The 18,533-nt window shown below is 67.0% G+C and carries 21 protein-coding genes; 11 read left to right on the forward strand and 10 right to left on the reverse strand.

Features of this window, described 5'->3' with window-relative positions:
• Positions 1 to 238: 238 nt before the first annotated feature.
• The gene (locus G3I40_RS05245) at positions 239 to 712 is read right to left on the reverse strand and encodes a hypothetical protein (protein WP_164300970.1); all 474 of its coding nucleotides are present in this window, start codon (positions 710 to 712) and stop codon (positions 239 to 241) included.
• Between the two features lie 481 nt (positions 713 to 1,193).
• Between G3I40_RS05245 and G3I40_RS05250 the strand changes: the two genes are divergently transcribed.
• Positions 1,194 to 2,486: a hypothetical protein gene (locus G3I40_RS05250; protein WP_164300971.1), complete on the forward strand. Its 1,293-nt coding sequence runs from the start codon at positions 1,194 to 1,196 to the stop codon at positions 2,484 to 2,486.
• Positions 2,487 to 2,561: 75 nt separating this feature from the next.
• Here the strand turns inward: G3I40_RS05250 and G3I40_RS05255 are convergent, their stop codons facing one another.
• Positions 2,562 to 3,206, reverse strand: coding sequence for a LysE family translocator (locus tag G3I40_RS05255; protein ID WP_164300972.1), 645 nt, complete (start codon positions 3,204 to 3,206; stop codon positions 2,562 to 2,564).
• A gap of 278 nt (positions 3,207 to 3,484) precedes the next feature.
• Here G3I40_RS05255 and G3I40_RS05260 point away from each other — a divergent pair, with 278 nt between their 5' ends.
• On the forward strand, positions 3,485 to 3,673 hold the full coding sequence (locus tag G3I40_RS05260) for a hypothetical protein (RefSeq protein WP_164300973.1): 189 nt from the start codon (positions 3,485 to 3,487) through the stop codon (positions 3,671 to 3,673).
• A gap of 160 nt (positions 3,674 to 3,833) precedes the next feature.
• Here G3I40_RS05260 and G3I40_RS05265 read toward each other — a convergent pair whose 3' ends face one another.
• On the reverse strand, positions 3,834 to 4,454 hold the full coding sequence (locus G3I40_RS05265) for a TetR/AcrR family transcriptional regulator (RefSeq protein WP_164301022.1): 621 nt from the start codon (positions 4,452 to 4,454) through the stop codon (positions 3,834 to 3,836).
• A 143-nt stretch (positions 4,455 to 4,597) separates the two neighbouring features.
• Here G3I40_RS05265 and G3I40_RS05270 point away from each other — a divergent pair, with 143 nt between their 5' ends.
• A complete protein-coding gene (locus tag G3I40_RS05270) occupies positions 4,598 to 5,644 on the forward strand; it encodes an aldo/keto reductase (RefSeq protein WP_164300974.1) in 1,047 nt (348 codons plus the stop codon).
• Positions 5,645 to 5,752: 108 nt separating this feature from the next.
• Here the strand turns inward: G3I40_RS05270 and G3I40_RS05275 are convergent, their stop codons facing one another.
• Positions 5,753 to 6,364 (reverse strand): amino acid transporter, encoded by a 612-nt coding sequence (locus G3I40_RS05275; protein WP_164300975.1) that lies wholly within the window; start codon positions 6,362 to 6,364, stop codon positions 5,753 to 5,755.
• A 684-nt stretch (positions 6,365 to 7,048) separates the two neighbouring features.
• Between G3I40_RS05275 and G3I40_RS05280 the strand changes: the two genes are divergently transcribed.
• A complete protein-coding gene (locus G3I40_RS05280; protein ID WP_164300976.1) occupies positions 7,049 to 7,927 on the forward strand; it encodes a hypothetical protein in 879 nt (292 codons plus the stop codon).
• A 328-nt stretch (positions 7,928 to 8,255) separates the two neighbouring features.
• Positions 8,256 to 8,411, forward strand: a complete 156-nt coding sequence (locus G3I40_RS46385) for a DUF6131 family protein (RefSeq protein ID WP_203643478.1) — start codon at positions 8,256 to 8,258, stop codon at positions 8,409 to 8,411.
• 306 nt (positions 8,412 to 8,717) lie between these two features.
• Here the strand turns inward: G3I40_RS46385 and G3I40_RS05285 are convergent, their stop codons facing one another.
• From G3I40_RS05285 to G3I40_RS05295, 3 genes are all read right to left on the reverse strand, one after another.
• Positions 8,718 to 9,356, reverse strand: coding sequence for a dihydrofolate reductase family protein (locus G3I40_RS05285; RefSeq protein ID WP_164300977.1), 639 nt, complete (start codon positions 9,354 to 9,356; stop codon positions 8,718 to 8,720).
• 307 nt (positions 9,357 to 9,663) lie between these two features.
• A complete protein-coding gene (locus G3I40_RS05290) occupies positions 9,664 to 9,984 on the reverse strand; it encodes a hypothetical protein (protein WP_343244831.1) in 321 nt (106 codons plus the stop codon).
• A gap of 148 nt (positions 9,985 to 10,132) precedes the next feature.
• Positions 10,133 to 10,387 carry a DUF6479 family protein gene (locus G3I40_RS05295; protein WP_164300978.1) on the reverse strand — a complete coding sequence of 85 codons (255 nt, stop codon included), beginning with the start codon at positions 10,385 to 10,387 and terminating at the stop codon, positions 10,133 to 10,135.
• Positions 10,388 to 10,761: 374 nt separating this feature from the next.
• Between G3I40_RS05295 and G3I40_RS05300 the strand changes: the two genes are divergently transcribed.
• Together G3I40_RS05300 and G3I40_RS05305 are read left to right on the forward strand one after the other, a co-directional pair.
• The gene (locus G3I40_RS05300) at positions 10,762 to 12,387 is read left to right on the forward strand and encodes a carboxylesterase family protein (protein ID WP_164300979.1); all 1,626 of its coding nucleotides are present in this window, start codon (positions 10,762 to 10,764) and stop codon (positions 12,385 to 12,387) included.
• A gap of 151 nt (positions 12,388 to 12,538) precedes the next feature.
• Entirely contained in the window at positions 12,539 to 13,120 is a 582-nt protein-coding gene (locus tag G3I40_RS05305; protein ID WP_164300980.1) for a YdeI/OmpD-associated family protein, read from the forward strand.
• 86 nt (positions 13,121 to 13,206) lie between these two features.
• Here G3I40_RS05305 and G3I40_RS05310 read toward each other — a convergent pair whose 3' ends face one another.
• On the reverse strand, positions 13,207 to 13,704 hold the full coding sequence (locus G3I40_RS05310; RefSeq protein ID WP_343244836.1) for an MFS transporter: 498 nt from the start codon (positions 13,702 to 13,704) through the stop codon (positions 13,207 to 13,209).
• 436 nt (positions 13,705 to 14,140) lie between these two features.
• Here G3I40_RS05310 and G3I40_RS05315 point away from each other — a divergent pair, with 436 nt between their 5' ends.
• Positions 14,141 to 14,965: an SAM-dependent methyltransferase gene (locus tag G3I40_RS05315; protein WP_164300982.1), complete on the forward strand. Its 825-nt coding sequence runs from the start codon at positions 14,141 to 14,143 to the stop codon at positions 14,963 to 14,965.
• 22 nt (positions 14,966 to 14,987) lie between these two features.
• Here G3I40_RS05315 and G3I40_RS05320 read toward each other — a convergent pair whose 3' ends face one another.
• Together G3I40_RS05320 and G3I40_RS05325 are read right to left on the reverse strand one after the other, a co-directional pair.
• Entirely contained in the window at positions 14,988 to 15,848 is an 861-nt protein-coding gene (locus tag G3I40_RS05320) for a helix-turn-helix transcriptional regulator (protein ID WP_164300983.1), read from the reverse strand.
• A gap of 92 nt (positions 15,849 to 15,940) precedes the next feature.
• Positions 15,941 to 16,240, reverse strand: coding sequence for a DUF397 domain-containing protein (locus G3I40_RS05325; RefSeq protein WP_164300984.1), 300 nt, complete (start codon positions 16,238 to 16,240; stop codon positions 15,941 to 15,943).
• Positions 16,241 to 16,423: 183 nt separating this feature from the next.
• Here G3I40_RS05325 and G3I40_RS05330 point away from each other — a divergent pair, with 183 nt between their 5' ends.
• From G3I40_RS05330 to G3I40_RS05340, 3 genes are all read left to right on the forward strand, one after another.
• Positions 16,424 to 16,960, forward strand: a complete 537-nt coding sequence (locus tag G3I40_RS05330) for an ATP-binding protein (RefSeq protein ID WP_164300985.1) — start codon at positions 16,424 to 16,426, stop codon at positions 16,958 to 16,960.
• 12 nt (positions 16,961 to 16,972) lie between these two features.
• Positions 16,973 to 17,206: a hypothetical protein gene (locus tag G3I40_RS05335; protein WP_164300986.1), complete on the forward strand. Its 234-nt coding sequence runs from the start codon at positions 16,973 to 16,975 to the stop codon at positions 17,204 to 17,206.
• A 417-nt stretch (positions 17,207 to 17,623) separates the two neighbouring features.
• Complete coding sequence (locus G3I40_RS05340) at positions 17,624 to 18,286, forward strand: GPP34 family phosphoprotein (protein WP_164300987.1); 663 nt, start codon at positions 17,624 to 17,626, stop codon at positions 18,284 to 18,286.
• Positions 18,287 to 18,533 lie beyond the last annotated feature (247 nt).

Here is an 18,533-nt window from a genome sequence, read left to right on the forward strand (position 1 = left end):
GGGGGTCGTCGTGGACTGCAAGGACGCGAGCCCGACCGCCGACGGCCGAGCTCGCCCAGAAGAGGAACCTGCCCCAGTCCCTGCGACGGCTAACGTGCACACGCAGGGTTTCACCGCGGTTGAGGTGTAGCGCGAACGGCCTGGCCGCGGCACCGTTCGCCGCCATTTGGTACACAACCGGCCGGCGAGAAGGCGGGGCAGGCTGCACCGCTCCCTACGCCGCGGCAGAGTACGGATCTCAGTGCGTGGCGGGGCAGGACATCTTCGCCTCAGGCTTTGCCGGGGTCTGACCGTTCCAGGTCTGGGAGCGGTATTGCCCGCCCCAGCGAACGCATCCGTCCGCGAGGTGCGCACGCGTGGGTCCGGCGTAGCTGCGGAAGTAGCCTGCGTTGCGCACCAGGACGGAGCCGACCGGCTCGACGTAGGAGCCCATGTAGGCACGGTCCCCGTATTGGGGCGTCGCAGACTGGCGCAGTGTGACAACGCAAGCGGTGGAGCGCGCCTTGTTGTAGGTGAGGAAGGTAGTTGCTGCCGCCGCGCGGTTCTCGATGAAGGTGTGCCGCTCCAGCAGGTGGTAGCCGCTGCCGCATACCTTTCGCGCCTGCGCTGCCGGGTCGGGAAGCGGTACCGCGGCCGAAGCCGGACTCGCAACCGCCCCCAGACATACGCCGAGAAGACCGAGTACAGCGGCAAACGAGCGTACAGAACGCACGAGGGGGACCAACTTTCCTGAGGGGAGACCCCGCCTGTCCGGGGCCTCGCACACCTCAGCACAAAGGTTTCAGCACATTCCGGTGGCCTCACTCGAACAGCCTCACTTCAGGCCGCGAGACCACTCATGGTGGGGACCGGAAGGGCGTCACATAGACGACGACCGGTGGAGAGGACTGCTCATCGGACCAACACCAGCATGGCTGTCGGCCACGGTCGCGTTCCTGCCCATGTCCCTCTGCCTCAGAGGGACATGGGCAGGACATACAGGGCCATTTCCAACGCCTAGGAACGCTCGGAGATCACGGCGCCCGGAGGACAACCACCCGGACGGCTGCACGAATTGGCCATGCCGGAACCAACGCTGCTTCCATGACGCACCATCGTCGGCGCATGTGAACCAGCACGCAGTGGAGGCAAGCCCCTGTGAATGTCCACCGGGCGGAAGACATCTCAGTCCTGTTCACAGGGGCGGACCACGCATGAGGTCCACCAGCCAACGCGCCCTCGCAGCCCTGTTGGTTCCCGTCATCTATCTCCTCCTGCAGGTGGCCGGTGGCACACCGCCCACCCCATGGACCGACACCGTTCGCTACGCACGCGCCGCCGAGCAGCATGCGGGCGTCGAGCGAGCCGATGCGCAGGCCGCCGCTGTCCGTTACTTCTGCGCGAACACCGGCCGGGCCGACGGCCGTGCGGCCGAGCTTCGGCAGCTCCCTCCGGACGTAGCCGCTGTGGCAGCGGCAAGCGAGGCAGCCTGTCTGCGTCAGTACGGGCACCGCCCCGACGTCACCACCGACGATGCCCGATACCAGTCCATCTTCACCACTCGCTGGGCCTACCCCTGGACCCTGGTGCCGTTCGTCACCACGCTCGGGATCACCGACGGGCTTCGGCTGCACGCATTGCTCACCACCCTGGGGTGTGCCGTGCTGGCCTATGGTCTGCTGCGATCCGCAGGCCTGTCCCGACAGGCCGCCATGGCCGGTCAAGTAGCGCTGCTGGCCTCGCCGTTGGGATGGTGGTCACTCCAGCCTCTGACCGAAGGCCTGTCCCTGGCCTGCACTCTCGCGGCCCTATGGGGCGCGCTCGGACTACTGTCATCAAAGCGCAGGAGACTGCCTTACGCGGCCCTGCTCAGCGGATCCCTTCTCGCGTGCTTCCTGCTGCGGTACTCAACATCACTGCTGCTCAGCGGTGCACTTGCAGCGGCCGGTGCAGCCATCGCCGGTGCTGTGCACATGCGCAGGCCCACCCACGCCGCGAGAAGCGGCGCCCTGTGGGTCACCACAGTCAGCGGCTCGGCACTGTGCGCCGGTGCAGGCGCCGTCGTACTGCTCGGCCTGCCCACGTCCGAGGTCACGCTGCAGGACACCTTCACCGCACACTTCCGCCTCCCTCTGGTAGCAGACCCCTGGTCACGGCTGTGGGACCTCAACGCCGCCTACTGGCCTCAGTGGTGGAGCGCGCAGGTCACCCACCCGTATCTGCCCGCGCTTGCGGCGATTGCCTGCTGGGCTCTGTGGCACCGCGCCCGCGCCCTGTGTGTGCTCTGCGCGGTAACCGCGCTGGTGGGCGTCGCACAGGTAGCCGCGCATCCCTTGCAATCGGAGGCCGAACGCCTGGGTGTGCTGATGTGGCTGCCGATCGCCCTCGGGCTGCCGTTTATGCCCAGCGCCTGGGCGCGGCGCGGAAACGCGACCCCCGCGTCCCCACTCCCTCCGGCCCGCGCAGCCCTCCCCGACCGTGCTGAGAAGCTGCCTGCCTCGGGCTGAGCTCTTAAACACCCTTGGGCCTCCCGCATCACCGCAGCGGCAGCAGGACCGGTGCCACAGGCGCGCGACCATGGTTCAGGCCGAGACAGATGTACGTGTCAGAGCGGTGCGCAGCGCGAAGACGCCGAGCAGGCCGCCTGACGCGTACCGCTGAGCGGTCATCACGCGGGGCCGTGCGGCCAGAAACCCCGACACCCGTGCTGCCCCCAGCATGACCAGAGCGTTCACCGAGATCCCCACGATGATCTGCACGCCACCGAGCTGGAGCAGTTGTGCCCAGTCCGGTCCCGCCTGGGGATTCATGAACTGGGGCAAAAGAGCGGCGTACATGAGAGCGATCTTGGGGTTGAGCAGGTTGGTCAGGAGCCCCATCGAGAACAGGCGGGCGTCAGAGACCGGGGGCAGGCCCGGGGCCGGAGTGAAGGGCGAGCGGCCACCGGGCTTGAGCATGCCCCAGGCCAGGTAGGCCAGGTAGGCGGCTCCGGCGAGCTTGACCACTGTGAACGCCAGCGGTACCGCGGCGAACAACGCCGACAGGCCCATGGCCGCGGCCAGCAGGTAGCACAGGAATCCCACGGCGGTCCCGCTCAGGCTTACCAGGCCCGCCCTGCGGCCTTGGGTGATCGCGCGGGAGGCGAGGTGAATCATGTTCGGTCCCGGAATCAGGGCCATGCCCAGTTCGACCAGGGCCACTCCCCCTACTGCGGCCAGACTGATCAACGGTCAACTCCTGATCGTTCGCCGGGTGCCCGATACCCGGAGCGGGGCGACGGGCGGCTGCGAGACATCGCCCGTACCTGCCTCGTCTGCCCAAGGGTACGACCCTGCCGTTCGGTGTCTTCAGGCACCGTGACACCGGCGGTCGACGACATCACCGACTGCAGACCGAGTCGACGGCGGCCTGGAGACGCGAGGCCGGTCGCGCCCATCGGAGACGAGCTGATCCCCGTGATCCATGCTGGATGGTTCTTGAGGCCGATCGTGCAGAAGGGGCACCTATGCCAGAGCAGGGGCACGACGAGGACACACTCGGTCGGCTCGGCCTGGAGCGGACCATCCTGAGCGCATCGGTGTGCGAGATCGCCCGCAGCAGGCTCATGTTCATGGGCATCCGCACGTCGCCGCGCTCCCGACCCGCCGACAGGGCGAGATGGTCCGGGTCCGGATCTCGTACGAGGCCGAACTGATCCCCGAAGCGGGCGGTTCGCCCTGAACTGCCCGCTGATCACGATCGTCATGCTGTGCGCGCTGCAGCGTGAGGCGACTGCCTCCCGACCGCCCGACGTGGGGCGATTCGCACTGCCGCTGGTGTGTTCGCGGCCCGCCTTCCTCCGGTGGCGCCAGGCTTCACATTCCTGTCTGTCCCGCGAGACCGGCCGGCACCCCGGCGCCCCGCAGCAGGGTGTCCACGACGCGGGTGGCAAGCGCGTCAGGGTCACCGTCTCCCGCTCCCTCCTTGGCCGCCTCGTGGATGAGGGCGTAGTAGACGCGCCGGGTCCAGTCGAGGTCGATGTCGGGGCGGAGCACGCCCGCCTCCTGGGCGCGGCGGAAGAGCCGGATGCAGGTGGCCCGGACCTCGGCGTGGATGCGGGCCGCCTCGGGGTGGGCTTCCTCGGCCGCGTGGTTCATGGCGAACGACCAGTCGGTCTTCACGCGAAGGACGTTGGCAGTGACCTGGTAGAGGGCGACAAGCGGGGGCGCAGCGTCCGGGCGGGCGGTGTCGACGGCGGCCGCGAACTGGCGGGCTGCCCAACCAGTGAGCTCTTCCAAGAGCGCCTCACGGGTGGCGAACCGGCGGTGGACCGTGGTCCGTGCGACGCCGGCGGCCCGGGCGAGTTGCTCCATGGTCGCCGTCGGATTGGTGGCCAGAACGCGTTCGGCTGTTTCCAGGATCGTCCGCACGGTCCGTTCGGTGTCGGCCCGGAGGGGCCGTTTCGCCTGCGGTTCCGTCTGCTGCTGCTTCTGCACGGTCACACCGACATGCTACATCCACACTCCCCCACGAGAACTACTTGCAACATGACTGATGCATGTTCTAGGTTAACGGCGTCAGGCAGGCAGCAACTCGGCGGCCGACCACGGGAATTGACGACATCAAGGAGCAGTGAGTGATGCAGCACAGGAAGCTCGGCCGCACCGGCATAACGGTCAGCAAGTTCGCACTGGGCACCCTGCGCCTGGGCGCGTGGGGGAACACGGATCACGACGATGCGGCCCGGCTGATCCACACGGCCCTGGACGCCGGGATCAACCTCATCGACACCGCCGACCAGTACTCGGGCGGCGAGGCCGAGGAGATCGTGGGCAAGGCGATCCGAGACCGCCGCGACGAGGTCGTGCTCGCCACGAAGGGGCACTTCCCCGTCCGCTTCAAGGACGAGAACCCCAACAGGCAGGGAAACTCCCGCCGTTGGCTCACCAAGGCCGTCGACGACAGCCTGCGCCGCCTGGGAACCGACCGCATCGACCTCTACCAGGTGCACCGCCCGGACCCGAGCACGGACATCGACGAAACACTCTCGGTCCTTTCCGACCTGGTACGCGCGGGCAAGATCATGGCCATCGGCACCTCAGACTTCCCGGCCGAACAGCTCGTCGAGGCCCAGTGGACCGCCGACCGCCGAAACCACATCCCCTTCCGCACCGAGCAGCCCCCGTACTCCGTCTTCGTGCGCGGGATCGAGGCGGACGTGCTGCCCACCGCGCAGAAGTACGGCCTCGGCGTGCTGACCTGGAGTCCGCTCAACAGCGGCTGGCTGGCAGGGCGATTCCGCCGCGGCGAGCCGATCGAGATGAACGGGTTCCGACAGGCGATCGCCCACAAGTTCAACCTCGACCTGCCGGGCAACCAGCGCAAACTCGACGCCGTCGAACGCCTGTCAGCTTTGGCGGCCGAGGCGGAAATCTCCCTGACGCACCTGGCACTCGCCTTCGCGTCGACCCACCCGGGCGTCACCTCGGTGATCCTGGGCGCCCGCACGGTCGAGCAACTCACCGACCAGCTCGCAGCCGCCGAGGTCCGGCTCGACGACGAGATCCTCGACCGCATCGACGAGATCGTCGCCCCAGGCGTCACGCTGAACCCGGCCGACGTCGATTACAGGCGGCCGGCCCTGACCGACTCCGAGCAGCGCCGCCGACCCGCCCACCACCGCTGACGGCAGTCCGCCTGCGACAAGTTCCGACGGCACACACCGAGCCCGGCGCTCACACCTGATGAACTCGGCGGCCTCGGTGAGAGATTGGCCGAATGCACCGAGTTCCGCTCACGCCTGCAAGCGCTTGATCCACGGGTGAGGTCCGTAAGTCTGCCGGATCGCGTCGACGAGCCACAGCCGCTGCTGGTCCGTGAGCACAGGCAGTACCGAGTCGAAGTCCTCTTCATCCTTCGGCCGCGACGCCTTGGCTTTGTAGTAGAGCTGCACATCAGGCGCAAGAAAGGGAACACCCTCGCCTGACGTCATCCCCAGCGTGCTGATCGGCCTTCGCACTTGCACGTCACGCCGGGACACCCATTCCTGACCATGGGACTCGTCTAGCATGACCTGAACGCGCCAGGGCTCATCTGCCCCGGGCCGGCACCAGATGTCGTGCACACCGAAGGGTAGAACCTCACCTGGCGCCCACGGGCGCAAGCTCCCCGGCGGATCCGCAGCCCACCACTGCCAGCCCGCCAGAACCTGCTGGGCCACCAACTGGTCCCGCCGCAACAGCAGGACGTCAATGTCGCCGTGGTTTCTGAACGCATGGCCCACCGCAAGCTCGATCGCAAAGCCGCCGGCCACCCACCAACGGGTCTCCAGACCGGAGAACATGGCGACCAATTCACTCAGAGGAGCGGGATCCCACCGGCCAAACGGAGCCGAACTACGTGCCATGCCACTTGCCCTATCCTCACTGGCCGCTGACCAGCCGCCGAGGATCGCCTGTCGATCACAAACAGGGCGGGCACGCCAACGAACGACCGTTACGCACACGAACACCGACTACGCAATCAACGACGCCTATCAGCCTCAGCCCCCATCACCGTCGCGCACATCCACGCCTACCCGCACGCTACAAGCAGCAGCCGAGGGCTTGCCGACCCTGGGCGACATGGGCGACACGGGCGGCCTGGCGGCCTCGGCGCGGGCATCGCCAGCCGCATTCCACTCCCCCGACCAAAGGGCGAGTCCAAACAAGTACTTCACGTCAACACCTGCATATCAACAGCTCACTTCGGCAGGTGCCAAGCGGCAGCGAGCACACCGCCGACGAGCCCCAGCAACGACGGCACAACCTGCAGCACGTCAGGCGTAGTCCCAGCTTGACCAGCGACGTCGCCAAAGCCGTCCTCGCCTCAATGGGCTTCGGAAGTGATCATCGTGATCTTCGTTGAGAGCCTCACTGGTAGAGCCGGACCGAGACCGTCGTTCCACACCTGAAGCCAGGCCGTCCGCCTCTCGCTTGCCTGGACACCGCTACAGCAAGAGTCGTAGAAAGATCACTAGTTGGCATAGGAGAACGCAGCCGGGACAAGCGGGGCCTACCTGACATTGGTCATTTGAGCCGGGGAGGGCCTCATGGCAGCATTTGCGAAGAAGCGTGCGTCCAGGAAAACCGTGTACGGGGTGGCCGGCCTGCTGGCCGCTGCAGCGCTGGCGGGGTGCGGATCCGGCGAGGACAAGGGCGCGGACAAGAGCCAGGAGTCCACGACGAGTTCGGCACAGCGCTCGCCGACTCAAGTGGTGCAGGCGACGAACGAGAAGACCACGCAGGCCGGTTCGGCCCGAGTGAAGATGACATCTACCGTCGCTGCGGAAGGCAAGAGCGAGACGGTCACCGGGGCGGGGGTGATGGACTTCGCGCAGGGCACCAGCCAGCTCACTTTGGGCCAGGCCGGTAAACGTCTGGAACAGCGCGTTGTCGACAAGACGCTCTACCAAAAGCCCCCGAAGGGCGAGGGGAAGCTGCCCGGCGGAAAGACCTGGATCCAGATCGACCTGAAGAAGCTGGCCGCTTCCGGCGCGGCGGGCAGTGACCAGGCCAGCGACCCGGCCGATTCCTTCGCCTACTCCAAGTCCCTGTCCCGCAAGGACATCAAGAAAATCGGCAAGGAGAACGTCGCCGGGGCCGACACCACGCATTACCGGGTCACGCTCGACATCGACAAACTCGCCCAGGGCGACGCACAAAAGGCCAAGAAGCTGCGTCAACAGCTCGGGGAGAGCGTGCCCGTCGACCTGTGGATCGACGACAAGGGCCTCACGCGGCGCCAGCAGATGGAGATGACCGTCAAGGCACCCAAGTCGGGCTCCTCGCCGGCGCAGAGCCAGGGCAAGCTCAAGACAGTCATGGAATTCAGCGACTTCGGCACCGACGTCAACGTCAGCAAGCCCGCGGCGTCCGACACGGCCGACATGACCGACAAGCTCATCCAGCAGGGCTCTCAGAAGGCCTGAGCCTGAGCCCGCACGCGGGAGCACACGAGAGGGGCCCGGCCAAGCCGGGCCCCTCCTCGAACTCACGAGCACCGCTCCCCGTGCCGACCGCGGATTGAAGCTAGGCAGACAAGGCCACATGGCCCCGCATCAAATCCGGGGCCACGAATCAGATCCGGGGAGGGCGAGCGCTGAGCGCGCTGTGCCCTCGTCGGCCGCGGACGGCCAACCCGGATACGCACGCGTGAGCGCCACGTGTGCAGCGTGCCTCGGAGGGACTGTCTGGGCGAAATGCGTTGTTTGCGGGAAACGAGCGCATACTGGGAACACATCGTGGATCGGAGGAGCCATGCTCGTTCTCGGTGTCATCTTCCTCGTCATCGGCCTGATCACCGGCATCTCGGTGCTCTGGACCATCGGCATCGTGCTCCTGGCCATCGGCGCAGTCCTGTGGATCTTGGGAGCAGCTGGGCATGCCGTCGGGGGGCGTAAGCACTACTGGTGATCTCGGCGGAGCGAGGACACCCGCCTGTGCTTCCTGCCTGCCCGGCTGCGGACCACGCGATTCATCATCGCGAGATCATTAACGCCGAAACGACCTGACCCCGACAAGGCACGAAGCGAATCCGCCACCGCGAGCGCGCAAGGCAGCGAATCTGCCACTCACGGTGCCTGCTCCCAGCCACCCACAGAGTCGTCGCTGGCCGAGAGCCCGCCGCGCAGCGACGAGGGTCGACGCTGCCACGAGAGCCGACGAGGTCGGCGGCGTGCGGGGGTGTGCGCCACCCCCACCGACCCCTGCCCCCGCGCGTCAGCGGCGAACCAGCACCGCGTGCGTGACGTTCGGCGACGCGACCAGCTCGGACACCCTGTACCCGTCGATCCCGTCACCCAGATTCTCGAGCAGCCGCTCCCCGTGCCCGATGAGCATCGGCGCGATCGCCAAGTGGAGTTCGTCGATCAACCTGGCGCGCAGATACTGCTGGATGACCGCCGCGCCACCACCGATCCGGACGTCCTTGCCGCCCGCGGCATCGAACGCGCGCTGGAGCACAGTCTCGAGCGGTTCGTCGGTGAAGTGGAAGGCTGTTCCGCCGGCCATCTCCAGCGTCGGGCGTAGATGGTGGGTGTGCACGAAGACGTCGTGATGGTAGGTCGGGTTGTCGCCCCACCAGCCCTTCCAGGACTCGTCCTCCCACGGCCCGCGCTGCGGCCCGAACATGTTCCGCCCCATGATCGTGGCACCGATGTTCTGATCCCCGCGGGCGAAGTACTCGACATCGATTCCGGTCTTCCCCGCGGCGGAATCCTCCATCGCGGAGACGAACCAACTGTGCAGCTCGTCGCCCCAGCCGACACCGTCGCCGAACGGGGCGTCCAGTCGCTGATTCGCGCCGGCCGCGAATCCGTCGAGGGAGATCGTCACGTTGTGTACGCGGACCTTGGGCATGGCCTTCACCTCTCGTGTTGATGTCGTTCTCTCACCCCTGCGTCGAACGGAGCCTTCCTGGATCGACCTCCCCGCGCACATTCTCTCGGCGGGCGGGGCCAGGACCCGAGGTCTGCTAGTGGGCGCGGTGGATGCGGCGATGTTCCGTATCCAGAAGATCGATTTTGAGCTCAGTCGCCTGGCGGACAGCCCGCGCTCAGATGTCTTCGTCTGGGCCAGCCGGGGCTCATTCTGACGTACGCCTTCCACGGAACGGCCACCGTGGCAGCGATCCGCCTATGGCTCCGCCCGCAGCGAAGTGACCCGTTCAGAGGTCCTCTGCACCCGGGTAATGGTGGCGAAGTTCGCTGAGTACGCGCTCGTCGACAGCCCTGACGTCCCACCAAGAGCTGTCGACCTCGGTCAGGACGACCACCAGGCTGTCCCCGGCGAACCCCCGTGCTTCGGCGTCGATAAGCTGCAGGAAGGGGGTCGTCAACGACAACAGCGTCAACGTGTCCATGCCGGCGTCAGCGGACTGCCCCTCCATCTCGACACAGCGAGGATCGACAATCTCGTCGCACTCGACGCGCCACGTCAGATCCAGGCCGAAACTCCCGAGACGAACTAGCAGCTCAGCAAGGGTCACGTAGTGCCTTCCTTGCCAGGCAGGAAACGCTACCCCCTTCATCCCCCCCGCCTCTGCTTCGCCGGCATCACGCGACATGCGGCCCCCTTCGTCCCTACGAACTCTAGGCCGCGGTCCTGGTCACCTCACACGACCCATCGGACGGGGCCTAGCGATGGGGATGACCCTGATCCGGGTCGTCATCCGGGGTCTGCCAGCCCGTACCGTGCTGCGCCTCGTCACTCAAGGAACCGGTGGGGTTTCCGGGGGTCGGGGTTGTCGGGAGCTTGCGGCGCGCAGCGCGGCGTCGGCCCAGGGAGAACATGGTGATCAGGCCAAGAACGATGACGATGCCCACGATGATGAGCAGCAGGGCGGGGCCGGTCGAGGCAGCCAGGACGGCTGCGGAGCTGTGAGTGTGCATCCTGGTGGTGTACCCCAGAACGTCCATATCGCACCAAGGTCATCGGCAGGGGAGGCTGCATGCCATGCCGTATCCCTCGTACCGGACTGACCCGTCGGGACGTACGCGCGAGGCCACCGCGAGTTGGCGTCGCTTACCCTCGCCTCTCCCCCGCACCAGCCTCGGCTGCATCCGCAAGGTCAGTTCGCACGGCCCCATTACGGCTTCTCCACCCCTCTTTGCGCGGTCTGCCTCCTGTCCATTCGGTTCACTCTTCCGCGTGGGGCCTCGACTTGAGGTGATCCCAGGGGGTAGCCGTGGCGCGAGGTCCCAGGGCGGTCGAGACACTGCGCGAAGGGCGCGGCTGCTGACCGCGAGGGAGTCAGGAGACAACCGTGGTGCTCAGGAGTCGCCGGTGCAGGAGGCCAGCCGTCGCGATCTCGCTCGCCCTTCTCGTGCTGAGCGGGTGCAGCGGCGGAGAAGACGGGGACGGCGAGTCGGCGGCCCCCCAAGCGCCCACCGTGGTGAAGACGAGTACCGGCACCTTCCGAGGCCTCCACGACGACGGCGTCCGGACCTTCCAGGGCATCCGGTACGCGCAGGCGCCCACCGGGGTGCGCCGATGGGCGCTGCCTCGCACCGCCACGGCTCCCAAGGGCGTGCAGCAGGCAACGCGCCCGGGTCCGCGTTGCGCTCAGGCTGCCGCGACGCCCGGCGCGTCGCCGGCCCTGTCCGAGGATTGTCTGAACCTCAACGTCACCGTGCCCGGCCAGGTGCGCAAGGGGGAGAAGCTCCCGGTCATGGTGTGGTGGCACGGCGGCGGCTACACCAGCGGGGCAGGCTCCGACTATGGTGCCCGGCGGCTGGCGGACAGCCACCACGTGATGGTGGTGACCGCGAACTACCGGTTGGGGGTCTTCGGCTACCTCGGTCTTCCCGGTCTCGACGGTTCCGGCAACTTCGGCTTCGCCGACCAGTTGGAGAGCCTGCACTGGACGAAGACGAACGCCGAGCACTTCGGGGGCGATCCCGGCAACATCACCGTATTCGGCCAGTCGGCCGGCGCGATGTCCACGTGTGCCATGCTCACCTCTCCCGCGGCACGTGGCCTTGTCGACAAGGCGATCGTCATGTCCGGCTCGTGTGCCCTCAGCTGGCCCACCGGGACACTTTTCCCCGGGGCGCCCGCGCAGACGCCGTACTCCACGCTCGCCGCAGACCAGGCCGCAGGAGTCGCGGCGGCCAAGAAGCTCGGCTGTCACGGCGAGCGCACCACCGCCTGCATGCGCCGCCTGAGCGTCAAGAAGCTCGTCCCCCTGAACCAGGAGTTCGCCGACCACCTCGCGTACAACACGCCGCTGCTTCCCAAGAACCCTGCGAAGGCCCTGAGCGAGGGGGACTTCACCAAAGTCCCGCTGATCTCGGGCGGCACACGTGACGAGGCCCGCTCCTTCGTCGGCGGGGCGCTGAAGGCAGACCCCGACTCCGTGACGGCAAAGACGTACCCGCAACTCCTGCGGTCGGCGTTCGGCTCCCACGCCCAGGCGGTCAGCCAGGAGTACCCGCTGTCGAAGTTCGATGGGAACGCGGGGCTCGCATGGTCGACGGTCGCAACCGACTCGGCCTGGGCCTGCCCGACCCTGCGGGGCAATCAGGAACTCGCGCGGCGCACGAAGGTGTTCGCGTACGAGTTCGCCGACCCAGACGCCCCGGACGTGAACGGTATCGGCAAGACGGGACTGCCGCAGGCCGCCGCGCATGCGACAGATATGCCTTACCTCTTCGACCTGGGTGGCAAGAACCTCTTGCACGCGGCGCCCCAGAAGCAGCTGTCCGCGCAGATCATCGCCTCCTGGACGTCCTTCGCCCGCTCCGGAGAGCCCACCGCGCCGGACACTGACTGGAGTGCCCAGCTCGCCTCGCAGGGCAAGGCCCTGTCCCTCGCGCCCGGCCACGTACGCCCGGTGGATACCGGGAAGGAGCACCACTGCGCGCTGTGGAACAAGGTGACGCCCTCCTGACCACCGCACGTTGAACGAACGCCTCGAAGCACCGCCCTCGTCCATAACGTTCGCCGCGCGCACCGCCGGGCCAGACCGCATGCGCAGATCACCCGGACAGGCGGCTTGAGTAGGCCAATAACTGTCCTACATGCGCTCTAATCTGCGGTTCATGCAGAAGCACACGGACGGTGTCGAGATCCTTGTCCCCGCGAGTCCGGCCGAACTGGAGGCGTGGCTCGACGAGCATCACACGGCGCGGACCGCGCTGTGGGTGAAGATCGCCAAGAAGCACACCGGCATCCCGTCGCTCACCTGGGACGAGATGGTGGACACGGTGCTGTGCTTCGGCTGGATCGACGGTCTGCGGCGCGGCTTCGACGACACGTACTTCCTCCAGCGCACCACACCGCGGCGCGCCCGCTCGCCCTGGTCGCAGGTGAACGTCGACAAGGCCGAGGCGCTGATCGCCGCAGGCCGGATGCGTCCCCGCGGCCTCGCCGAGGTCGAGGCAGCGCGGGCGGACGGCCGCTGGGAGACGGCGTACGCCTCACAGAAGAACGCCACCGCACCGCCGGATCTCGTCGAGGCACTCGACGCGGCCCCGGTGGCGCGGGCGTTCTACGAGACGCTCGGCAAGTCAGACCAGTTCGCCCTGTACTACCGCCTGGTCACCGCCCGCACCGAGAAGACGCGCCAGGCCCGCCTGGAGCGGATGGTAGCGGCGATGGCGAGGTCCGAACGGCCAACCTGATCGGCCGCTTGGCCAATGCGCAGAACAACGCAGAACAAAAGGAACTCACTGCAAGAGCCCGGTGTGCTCAGCCCTGCCCGGCAGGTTCAGGCAGCTTCCTCACCTGTTCCGCGGGGCAGCGCTGCAGCGACGCTCAACGCCGCCAGGAGCGGCAGTGCCACCGCGGCCAGGAACAGCAGTCGGGCCCTCAGCTGATCGGCCAGTGCCCCTCCCAGCAGGATGCCCAACGATCCGCCGCCCGCGCTGAGCGAGGCGAACCACGCAAACGCCTTCGTGCGCAATTCCTGTGGCACACCCTCCGCGAGGGTCGTACTGGCCAAGGTGGCAACGGGTGAGGTCGCCAGGCCGGCGACATACCTCAGAGCCAATAGCATGCCGCTCACCGTCGGCGCGGAAAGCAAGGCGAACCCAGCCGCAGCACAGACCGAGATGATCACGTACTGCGAGCGGACTCCTCCTCTCCAGGAGCGAGCAGCAAAGACGAGCCCGCCCGTGACAGACCCCGCTGCCCACAGCGCGAGACAGCGACCCGCAAGGGCGGGGGTCCCGAGCTCAACAGCCCGTGCTGAAACGCCCACCTCCACCGGTTCGGGTTTCCGCTTGCGCAACGAAGAGCAACCTCGTTCCGTTCGGAGCCGGTACAGGCCAGCATCGTCAGGACACGCAACGCTGGGCCGTCAGCCGAAGTCTGCCGCCTGCACTCGCGCGGGGGGTCCAAGTTTCCCAGGATGCTGGAGATGTGAGCAATTTCGACCGGCGAACTCCACGGTCGCCACCCAGCCCACAGTGATCGGTGTGCAGGAGCAGTCGGCACAGCTGCCTGATCATTTCGCACAGGCCCCTCGCGCCCGCACGCCCCCAAGTCTCCTTCTGACACGATCAGTTCGGTCGGGAAACCCGTGCACACGAGGTCGGCGCTCGCCCGGGCGGCCAGATGGAATTTGTCGTAACGATGGTGGGGAACGGGGCGCCCGGATACTTTGTGCAGGACGCGCCTGCTTCTCATCTGGAGATGCCACTGTGACCGCTGCTCCCCCGCCGGCGGCGGGTAACCGCCCGGATCCCGTCATCGACGTCACCGTTCCGCACTCACCGCGGATCTGGAACTACTGGCTCGGCGGCAAGGACAATTACGAAGTCGACCGTGCGGTCGGGGATCAGTTCGTCGAGATCTATCCCGACATCGTGCCCATCGCTCGCCATTCCCGGGGATTCCTCAGCCGGGCGGTGACGCACTTGGCGGGAGAGATGGGGATCCGCCAGTTCCTCGACATCGGGACCGGGCTGCCCACGCTCGACAACACGCACGAGGTCGCCCAGCGCACGGCCCCCGACGCGCACATCGTGTACGTCGACAACGATCCGATGGTGCTGACTCATGCCCGCGCCCTACTGACGTCCAGTCCGCAGGGGGCCACCCACTACATCGACTCCGATCTGCGCGACCCGCAGCGGATCGTCGAACGGGCGAGCGAGCTCCTCGACTTCGAGCGTCCCATCGCCGTGATCCTGCTCAACATCCTCGGGCACGTGGAGGACACCGACGAGGCAGTGTCCATCGTCCGGAGTCTGGTGGATGCGCTCCCCACGGGGAGTTACCTGGTCACGGCCGACGGGACGAACGTGATCACGGGGGCCGCCTTCGAGAGGGCCATCTCCATCTGGAACGAGGTCGGCCGTCCGACCTACCACTTGCGCAGCCCCGAGCAGATCGCCCATTTCCACGAGGGCCTCGAACTGCTCGAACCGGGCGTGGTGTCGTGCTCGCGCTGGCGTCCGCAGAAGAACCCGTTCGGCGAGCCCGCACTGGTGGACGAGTTCTGCGCGGTCGGACGCAAGTCCTGAAGTCCTTGCCCGCTCGCGGCCGTCAGAGCGCGGAGAGCAGCCGTTCCAGGAAGCGGACGCTGCTCTCCGCGGTCTCGGCCGCCGCACTGACGCGGTCCATGACGAGCAGGTAGTTCTCCACGTCCGCGCGCTTGTCCAGATACAGGGCGCTGGTGAGCTGTTCCAGGTACACGATGTCGGGCAGGTCCGGCTCGTCGAAACGCAGGATCGTCACCGGGCCACCGACCGCCGTGGACGCGCCCGTGTCGAACGGGGCGACCTGCAACGTGACGTTGGGCCGTGCGGACATCTCGATGAGGTGCCGGATCTGGTTCCGCATCACCTCCGCGTCGCCCATCGGCCGGCGCAGCGCCGACTCGTCCACCACGAACCAGAGCTTCGGCGCACCAGGTCTGTCTATCAACTGCTGACGCTGGAGCCGCAGTTCGACCTTGCGGGTGATGTCACGCGTCACGCCCCGGGCCTCACCGAGACTCGTCACCGCCGTCGCGTACTCGGGCGTCTGCAACAGGCCGGGCACGAACTGCACCTGGTAGCTGCGGATGACGGAGGCCGCCTCCTCCAGGCCCAGGACGGTCTCCAGCCAGCTGGGCATCACATCGCTGTACTGCTGCCACCATCCCGGCGTGCCGGCGCGCCGGGCCAACTCAAGGTAACCCTCGCGCTCTTCGGCGTCGACGACGCCGTAAAGGGTGAGCAAGTCCGCGACGTCGCGCTGCTTCTGCGCCACCCGGCCGAGTTCCATCCGGCTGATCTTCGCGTGTGATCCGCGGATCGCATCACCGGCGGCTTCCCGGGTGACGCCCCTACCCTCGCGCAGACGACGTAGCTGGGTACCCAGCACGATGCGCAGCACGGTCGGCCCACCTCGTCGCTGCGCCAACGACTGTCCGACCGAGGGAACTTCTTGTGCCCGAGCGGATGTCGCACGGTCCGGCACCGCAATCGCCCCCCGTCATAGGTCGGCTCAGTCTGTCATCGGGGCGGTCTGGCTGTACAGGCATCGAGCGAGTCCCTGGGGGCCGACAGGTCGTCGAACTCCCCGCCCTTGACGCCCGCGATGAAGGCCGCGATTTCGGCTCGGGTGTAGACGAGCGCAGGTCCGGAGGGGAAGCGGGAGTTTCGCACGGCGACCTGTCCGTCCGGTAGTTCGGCGAGCTCGACGCATTCGCCGTTGGGGTTGCTGCATACGCTCTTGCGCCAGCTGACTCCGGGAATGTTCACGGCAGGAGTGCCGTTGTCATATTCCTCACCAAAGTCATGCCGAGAGTGCATTCGAATTCCCCTGACCTCGTCCCGAGCCCACCCACGGAGGAGAGCGGCGTCACGGGTGCAAGTACATCTGCACGTGCATCCGTGCTTACGATTGTACTTGCGGATGCGCTTGCAGATGTAAGGCCGCGCCTTCACCATGGCAATGTGAACCCGCCAAATCCCCGTCTTGGCACGGGAGTTCAGATGACGGATGCCGCACCCTGGACCGGTGGACTGTTCCTGGGCGACGACGTACTGGCCTACTCCGCCTGCTGCTTGCTGGTGGACGGCCCCCTATGCAAGGAGACCGCCTGGGACTTCGTCACATCGACACTGAGCTCCTGGCACCTGCCCGAGCTGATCCCGCGCGTCCGCACGGCCGTCGACGAGCTCGTCGGGAACGCACTGGTCCACGGCAAGCAGCAGTTGTGCCAACAGCCCTTTCCGCACGCCGGGATGGTGAACGTGCTGCGCGACGGACCCGACGTGGCCTGCGCGGTATTCGATCCGGGCACGGCGACCCCACGTCGGCACCACGGAACCGCCGGACTGGGAATCGTCGAGACCGTCAGCGACGCCTGGGGCTGGACGGAGCCGGGCCCGCACGGCAAAGCGGTCTGGAGCTACTTCTCGAGCTCCGGCTCCCCCGTGCTGAACGGTCTCATCGTCGAACGCCTGTCAACGCTCGTGGAGGTCTTCACCGGAAGCGACGACCTGCGGATGATAACGGCCGGTCCGTAAGGGCGCGCCGCCGTGGCGCGAGCCCACGCCGACCCGTACCTCACCCACCCTCGCGGACAGCTGATCCAGCCCTGCCCCGAGTTCGAAGACGGCCCGGCAGTCGGCCATCCCGGGCTCGTCCTGCGCGCCGTACAAGACTCCGTCCCCGACTCGCCCGCCATGGCCGAAGAGAAGGAGCGTGCCGTCGCCCTCGGCAGCGACATGGCCTCGTACGCTGCCCCGGTCACCCGCGTGAAGTGCAGCTGAAAGCTGCCGCCCTGGTCGCGTCATCGCCTTCGAGGATGAAGCCCTCACCGGCCATCCCCGCTCTCCGGCGGCGTGGCTGATTCGCAGTTCTTCTCGGACGTCTCGGTAGCGGACGCTCGAATCTCACTCCACCGTGAAGATCATGAATCCGGGCGCCCTGGCCGACCAGCACGACGCGACCGGCATAGACCAGCTTGCACCGGTTCACGGCCGGCGGTAAGCGAGGGACAGTCATCCGGGCCGTGCGCGGGGGCAGCACTGTCCACATCACTGCCGCGCGCCACAACTGCCAGGTGTGACACATGTACGAGACTGGCCGACCGGCAATCAGACCGCGCCGGAAACGGGCCCCTCCCGGAAGGGTGGCCCGTCGCAGTCTCTCCCGCATGAAGATCACGCCTGATCCCAAGGACGGAAATGCACCTGTCGCTGCCACAGCGCATGTACCTGCTCTCCTACACCGTGGACAAGGAGAAGTTCGAGGCGGTCAATCTTCAGGGGCGCGGGCAACTGCTGCGCGCAGCAGCCCTGGCTGAGCTCACCTTCGCAGGGCTGCTCACCACTCAGCAGCAGAAGGTCGTCCAGTGCGTCGGCGAACCTCCCCTCGATCCGTTCCTGGTTGATGTGTGGCGTGACATTCCCGCACCTGCGGACAAGCCCAAGAATTGGCTGCAATTCGTGCACAACAAAGCCACCACGTCGGAGGAGCCGGTTCGTGACCAACTCATCGCGGCCGGACTCATCGCGCCCGCAGCAAAACGCAGCTTGCTCTCTCCGCTCGCGTCCCACCAAGTGACCGTCAATGACCCGCAGCAAGTTCTCGAGCTCCAAGAGACGGCCCGTCGCAGCGTCCTGGGCGGCACTGACCCGGCAACCGTCCCAGTGGACGAGCTGTCCATGGCGGTGCTGCCCGTCGAGTGCGAAATGGTCAGCGTCTTCAGGTGGAAGGAGACGCGCGAGCACAAGCACGCGTTCAAGGCGTACGCCGAACAGTTCGACACCCTCGCCCCAGGGCTTCGGAAGGCGTTGCGCGACTCGTTCCTTCTGGTCAGGGGCGTCGGTGGAGGCTGGGGACGCTGAGAGGGCACTGCCGCGCTCGCTGAGTCACGTGAGGACTTCGCCATTGAAAACCTCAGGACGTCACGGGGCATGACATGGTGACGAGTCGACCTTCCTGAGGGGCGGCCCGACGTACAGGGAGATCGTCGAGCAGCTCTGCAGGAGGGGCACTGCCAGACCGTCGTGGTGACTGAACGTCACCGAATGTGTACTTAAAATTCTTAGGTGTGGCGAAACGCCACAGAAGTCAATCCGTATGCACGGGCTC

Source organism: Streptomyces sp. SID14478 (genome assembly GCF_010548525.1).
Taxonomy (GTDB): domain Bacteria; phylum Actinomycetota; class Actinomycetes; order Streptomycetales; family Streptomycetaceae; genus Streptomyces.